Raw genomic sequence first — 6443 nt, forward strand, 5'->3', positions numbered from 1 at the left:
CCATGGAACCAGAAAAATTACGCGCATTAAACGCGGAAAATAGTGAACTTGAAGCTAAGTTGACTAAGCGGAATGAGCAGTACATTTTTGATTTGAAAAAAGCTCTAAAAGCGGCGAATTTAACGGAAGAACAAACAATCGTAGCCTTAAATGAGATGTTGCCGACAATGGTTGAAGAACAGAAAACGGGAAAAACGGCCCGTCAATTATTCGGGACCGTTTCGGAACGGTTGGATACCATCGTTAACAAACCTGCTGAACAGAAAAAATCTACTACTGCATCATTGATGTGGTTAGATAATTTCTTAATGATTTTTGGAATGTTGGGACTACTTACGGGAATTATGGGTCTGTTTGTTTCACGTGGAACACAAACAGTAACGTATGGTTTAACTGCATTAATTGTAGCTTCAGCAGTCGGTGGATTGATTTTCTACATGATGTATCTGTTTGTTTATCAATATGAACAACCAGGGGCAGACAAATCAAAGAAACCGAAAACTTGGAAGACCGTTCTGATGTTAGGGTCAGTTACCCTTGTTTGGTTCTTAGTTTTTAATGGTACCGCACTATTACCACCATCCTTGAATCCGATTCTTGATCCAATGGTTATGGTCGTTTTAGCAGCTATAGCATTGGCAGTCCGCTATTACTTGAAAAAACGTTTTGGAATCATCAGCAGTTTAGCAAGTGCACCACGTAAATAGTAGATCAATAAGAGTGCGCATATTCGATATGTGTACTCTTTTTTTATCTATAAATTAGTGCAGTGTTATTGGATTTCAAGAATCAAAAGGTAAAGCTGTTATGAAGAGCGACAGTAAGTCAGAATGGAAAGTTAATTCATTGCCAATGTAAGGAAGCTATACGATTTTTGACAACCAAAAAGAATAAAACGGTTAACCAAATAGGTGAGTTGAAAATTAGGAGGGTTCCTGTTCGAGAACAAAAAAATAAGGGTTAAATGAGTATTTCGGTGCAAGTTATTGACTTCACTCGTTGATTCTGTTAGTTTCTTTATTAAAAATAATTCTGGGGAGTGGTAACGAACAATGTCTAATTGGGAAACGAAATTTGCAAAAAAAGGTCTGACATTTGATGATGTTTTGTTGATTCCAGCTGAAAGTCATGTATTGCCAAATGAAGTGGATATGAGTGTGCAATTGGCAAAAAATATCAAATTAAACATTCCGTTGATGAGTGCAAGTATGGATACTGTAACAGATAGTAAAATGGCGATCGCGATGGCCCGTCAAGGCGGGCTAGGAGTTATCCATAAGAACATGAGTATTGCTGCCCAAGCAGATGAGGTTCGTAAAGTAAAACGTTCGGAAAGTGGTGTGATCATTGATCCATTTTTCTTAACACCTGAACATAAAGTTCGAGATGCAGAAGATTTAATGAGTCGTTACCGCATCAGTGGTGTGCCGATCGTAGAAACCTTGGAAAATCGTAAATTAGTTGGAATCATTACAAACCGTGATATGCGTTTTGTAACCGATTATGAAATTCCAATTCATGAAGTAATGACGAAAGACGGTTTAGTAACAGCTCCAATCGGAACAAAATTACAAGATGCTGAAAAGATATTGCAAAAACATAAAATTGAAAAATTACCGATTGTCGATGATGAAGGTCGTCTAAGCGGATTGATTACGATCAAAGATATTGAAAAAGTTATCGAATTTCCGAATGCAGCTAAAGACAAACATGGTCGCCTTTTAGTTGCGGCTGCTGTGGGGGTTACTAGTGATACATTTGAGCGTGCTGAAGCATTGTTAGACGCAGGTGTGGATGCGATTGTAATCGATACAGCACATGGTCACAGTGCGGGGGTATTACGTAAGATTGGTGAAATTCGTAAAACCTTCCCAGAGGCTACTTTAATTGCTGGGAATATTGCAACAGCTGAAGGAGCTAAAGCTCTTTACGATGCAGGTGTAGACGTAGTGAAAGTTGGGATCGGACCTGGTTCAATCTGTACAACCCGAGTAGTTGCAGGTGTCGGAGTACCACAATTAACGGCAATTTACGATGCGGCTTCAGTTGCCCGTCAATACGGTAAGGCTATTATTGCTGATGGCGGGATTAAATATTCCGGTGATATCGTAAAAGCTCTAGCGGCTGGTGGACATGCAGTCATGTTAGGTTCAATGTTGGCTGGGACCGACGAATCTCCGGGCGAGTTTGAGATTTATCAAGGCCGTCGTTTCAAAACCTATCGTGGAATGGGGTCATTAGGTGCGATGGAAAAAGGATCAAGTGATCGGTATTTCCAAAGCGGCGTCAACGAGGCCAACAAATTGGTTCCAGAAGGAATCGAAGGACGGGTGGCATATAAAGGATCAGCAGCAGACATTATTTTCCAAATGATCGGCGGTTTAAAAGCAGGAATGGGTTATGTAGGTGCTGGTGATTTAGCACATTTACGTGAAAATGCACAATTTGTCCAAATGAGCGGTAATGGGTTAAAAGAATCACATCCCCATGATGTTCAAATTACCAAAGAAGCACCAAATTATTCAGTAGAACAATAATAACGAAAAGGCGGTCACAATTGACCGCCTTTATATTTAAACAGCGACCTCGAAAATTCGAGGTCGCTGTTTTTTGCTTAATTTTCTTTTTTGATGACCTTAACATTGCCCATGTAAGGTACTAAAACGTCAGGAATTGTTACTGAGCCATCTTCGTTTTGATAGTTTTCCAAAATGGCAGTGACTGTCCGACCAACGGCTAACCCAGATCCATTCAATGTATGAGTATACTGAACTTTTCCATCTTCATCACGATAACGGATCATTGCCCGGCGCGCTTGGAAATCCTCACAGTTTGAGCAAGAGCTAATTTCACGATAAGTATTTTGAGCGGGAACCCAAACTTCTAAATCATAAGTTTTAGCAGCTGAGAAGCCCATATCCCCTGTACATAACGTAATTACACGATATGGTAAATCTAATTTTTGTAAAAGGATTTCAGCATTGTGCGTCATTTTCTCTAGTTCATCGTAAGAAGTTTCTTTGTCGCTGAATTTAACCATTTCTACTTTATGGAACTGATGTAAGCGAATCAGACCACGTGTATCACGACCAGCACTACCGGCTTCAGAACGGAAAGAAGGTGATAGGGCAGTAAAATAAATCGGTAAATCTTTCCCATCCAAGATCTCATCAGCATAGTAGTTGGTCAATGGAACTTCTGCTGTTGGAATCAGTGTTAAATCACGATCTTCAACTTGGAAGACATCTTCTTTGAACTTAGGAAATTGTCCAGTACCAAACATAGACTTGCTATTTACTAAGTAAGGCGTGATCATTTCAGTATAGCCTTGTTCATAGACGTGCTCATCCAACATAAAGTTGTAAACCGCACGCTCTAAACGGGCACCTAATCCTTTATAGTAGACAAAACGGCTGCCGGCAACCTTTGCGCCGCGTTCAAAATCTAAGATATCAAGATTTTCAGCGACTTCCCAATGGGGTTTTGGTTCAAAAGCGAATTGACGTGGTGCACTCCAACGACGAACTTCAACGTTATCATCTTCATCTTCACCGATTGGTACAGATTCATGTGGTAAGTTTGGCAAAGTAGTAGCGATCTCCGTTAATTGAGCATCAATTTCAGCTACTTGAATATCAAAATCTTTGATTTTAATTCCGACTTCTTTCATTTCAGCGATTTTATCTGCGGCATCATTTTTTTCGCGTTTCAACTTGGCAATTTCATTAGAAACATCATTTCGATATTTTTTTAATTCTTCGGTTTTTACTAATAGTTGACGACGTTGTTCATCAAGGTCTAAGAAACGTTTTAAGACCTCTTCTTTTACCCCACGAGTTGCTAATTTCTCATTTACTTCAGCAAAGTTGTTACGAATCATTTTTACATCCAGCATTATTTTTTCCTCCCTTAAAATAAAAAAACACCGTCTCATCCCATAAATAGGGACGAAACGGTGTTGAATTTCGCGGTACCACCCAAATTCAGCCTTGGCTGCACTTGATTGACGGATATCGACGTCACCCGGTTTCTCTTTCAAGAAACGCAGACTGTGAAACTGGAATTCCCTAAGTTGTTTTGTTGATTTCCACCAGCCATCAACTCTCTAAAAAAACAAACCTACGTACTTGGTTTCCTGCATATCTTATTGAGACCAGTATAAGCAATCAAATATTTAAAGTCAATGATTATCCGAAATCGTTTTTACTTGGTTTTTAATAAGGGGAAGATGAATGATAAAAGACGTCCAGTCATCGTTTGATTGAGCGTAAATATAACCGCCATGTAGATTGACGATATTCTGTGCAATGGCTAATCCTAAACCTGTTCCGCTGATTTCTTGTGAGCGAGAGCCGTCAACTCGATAAAAGCGGTCAAACAATTGATCTAGAGCTTCTCGTGGAATAGAAGTGCCGTTGTTCTTAACGGTAACCACAGCTTCGTTCTTCGATTTTTCAATCTCAATCACAATTTTAGTGGCCTCGGCCCCATATTTTAAGGCATTGGTAATAAGATTATTGAAAACTCGCACTAGTTTTTCGGTATCACCGTCCATGATCAATTGACTTTCTTTCGAGTCGACCTGAATTTGAATATTTTTCTTTTTCGCTTCTAATTCAAAATCAGCAGCCAATTGTTCTAAGAGCTGGACCATGTCAAACGAAACATTATTGACGGGCACAGAAGGTTGGCGAACCTTGGAGTATTCAAATAAATCTTCGACTAAAGATTTCATCTGTTTGGCTTTTTTGTAGGCGATACTAGTATATTTAAGAATCTCATCAGTATTTTGATATTGTCCATCTTCAATCAAACCAAGATAGCCAATAATCGAAGTTAGCGGCGTACGAATATCATGACTAACATTGGTAATTAACTCATCTTTTGATTTTTCAATCGCGCGTTCATCCTCAATTGCAGCCACTGTACTATCAACTAAGCCGTTGATGCTATCGACAACTTTACTGAGGTCCCCACGTAATTCAAAGGGGATCCGGTAGTCATAATTACCATTAGCGATGTAATGAAGTTCGTTGATAATATGGCGCAGCTGCATTTGTCGATAGCGGCGGATCAATCGCCAAAAAACAACTAAAATATCAATAATAAAGAAAAGTGGTATAACAAAATTACGTCCACTCCAAAAAATATCACTATTGAGACTGTTAGCAAAAATATTTTTTGAACGATAAATTGCATCCGATAGATCCGGTGAATTATTCAGCATTTGTGTGAAAAGAACCAAAATCGCGACATTCAATAGAAGTAACAAGATGACGGTAATGATTCCCTCTGCGATTAGTTCGCTGATCTCCTTAGAAGTAAGGGTGATTCTTTTTTTCTTATCTACTTTATTTTGCATCAATCTTATAACCCACGCCCCAAACGGTTTGGATCACTTTTTCACCATCAGTGGCTTCTTCGATTTTATCACGCAGATGGCTAACGTGAACCATGACTGTTTTGGCTGAAACAATGCTCTCTTGTTTCCACACTCGTTCAAAAATTTCATCTGCACTGAAAACACGATTTGGATGGCTGGCTAGTAAATACAAAATTCCAAATTCCAAAGCTGTTAATTGAATTTCCTTTCCATCAACCGTTTTTACTTCGTGGGAATCCTTATTGATGATCAAGGATTGGATTTCAAGAATATCTGGCTGATCTTCAGCTACGTGCATTTTCGTCCGACGTAACAAAGATTTTACCCGTGCCATAACTTCTAAAGGGTTGAAAGGTTTGGTTACATAATCATCAGCTCCAGCAACCAAGCCTTTAATTTTATCCATATCGGTTGTTTTAGCGGTCAGCATAATGATTGGAATTTGTGATTCTTTTCTGAGTTCTTTTACAACTTGCATGCCATCCATTACGGGCATCATTATATCTAATAGTAGTAAAGCAATATCATTTGTAGTTCGAAGCTTACTTAGCGCCTCTTTGCCATCGTAGGCTTTTACCACTTCATAACCTTCATTATGCAAATAAATACTAAGTAGTTCGACGATTTCTTTATCATCATCTGCAACTAATACTTTCATTAGTAGTTCCTCCGTCCATATAAAAATTATTCCATACCTATTTTACCAAAGAAATCACGGGAAGGCGAAAGTCAGCATCAGGGTTAAGGAAAAATCAAAAATAAAATAGCGAAAATTAATTTATTGATAAGATAAAAAAGCCCTCTCAAAAAACAAAAAAACGAACGAAATACCTGGATTTATTTTTATTCATCGTGTTTAAAAAAAGTGAATAAAATCTTCACTTTTTCGTTGACCAAATCCTTTAAAACTGCTATATTATTTTATGTTCTGAGACAGAAAAAAATCTTTCGGAACACCTAAAAATGTTGTTGACAGATAACGAGATTTCAGTTATTCTATCAAAGTCGCATCAAACGATGACGACAACTTCTAATAAGAACTTCAAAAAAGTTTTAAAAA

The 6443-nt window shown here is 38.4% G+C and carries 5 protein-coding genes and 1 other annotated feature; of the genes, 2 read left to right on the forward strand and 3 right to left on the reverse strand.

Features of this window, described 5'->3' with window-relative positions; translation table 11 throughout:
• Positions 1-2: 2 nt before the first annotated feature.
• The gene (locus EP1_RS09095; protein ID WP_067626659.1) at positions 3-707 is read left to right on the forward strand and encodes a DUF1129 domain-containing protein; all 705 of its coding nucleotides are present in this window, start codon (positions 3-5) and stop codon (positions 705-707) included.
• 345 nt (positions 708-1052) lie between these two features.
• Complete coding sequence (guaB, locus tag EP1_RS09100; protein ID WP_067626661.1) at positions 1053-2537, forward strand: IMP dehydrogenase; 1485 nt, start codon at positions 1053-1055, stop codon at positions 2535-2537.
• A 77-nt stretch (positions 2538-2614) separates the two neighbouring features.
• Here guaB and serS read toward each other — a convergent pair whose 3' ends face one another.
• The 3 genes from serS to croR all read right to left on the reverse strand — a co-directional run bounded on the left by serS (position 2615) and on the right by croR (position 6041).
• Positions 2615-3895 carry a serine--tRNA ligase gene (gene serS, locus EP1_RS09105; protein WP_067626663.1) on the reverse strand — a complete coding sequence of 427 codons (1281 nt, stop codon included), beginning with the start codon at positions 3893-3895 and terminating at the stop codon, positions 2615-2617.
• A 45-nt stretch (positions 3896-3940) separates the two neighbouring features.
• Positions 3941-4149: a binding site (T-box leader), on the reverse strand.
• Between the two features lie 31 nt (positions 4150-4180).
• On the reverse strand, positions 4181-5362 hold the full coding sequence (locus EP1_RS09110) for a sensor histidine kinase (RefSeq protein ID WP_067626665.1): 1182 nt from the start codon (positions 5360-5362) through the stop codon (positions 4181-4183).
• A complete protein-coding gene (croR, locus tag EP1_RS09115) occupies positions 5352-6041 on the reverse strand; it encodes a response regulator transcription factor CroR (RefSeq protein ID WP_067626667.1) in 690 nt (229 codons plus the stop codon). Before croR ends, EP1_RS09110 begins: the two co-directional genes overlap by 11 nt.
• Positions 6042-6443 lie beyond the last annotated feature (402 nt).

The sequence above is a fragment of the Enterococcus pseudoavium NBRC 100491 genome, from assembly GCF_001544295.1.
Taxonomy (GTDB): Bacteria; Bacillota; Bacilli; order Lactobacillales; family Enterococcaceae; genus Enterococcus_A; species Enterococcus_A pseudoavium.

Bases quoted from the DNA above. Each gene is read 5' to 3' on its own strand.
- EP1_RS09095 (WP_067626659.1), top strand. From the start codon at position 3: ATGGAACCAGAAAAATTACGCGCATTAAACGCGGAAAATAGTGAACTT.
- guaB (WP_067626661.1), top strand. From the start codon at position 1,053: ATGTCTAATTGGGAAACGAAATTTGCAAAAAAAGGTCTGACATTTGAT.
- serS (WP_067626663.1), bottom strand. From the start codon at position 3,895: ATGCTGGATGTAAAAATGATTCGTAACAACTTTGCTGAAGTAAATGAG.
- EP1_RS09110 (WP_067626665.1), bottom strand. From the start codon at position 5,362: ATGCAAAATAAAGTAGATAAGAAAAAAAGAATCACCCTTACTTCTAAG.
- croR (WP_067626667.1), bottom strand. From the start codon at position 6,041: ATGAAAGTATTAGTTGCAGATGATGATAAAGAAATCGTCGAACTACTT.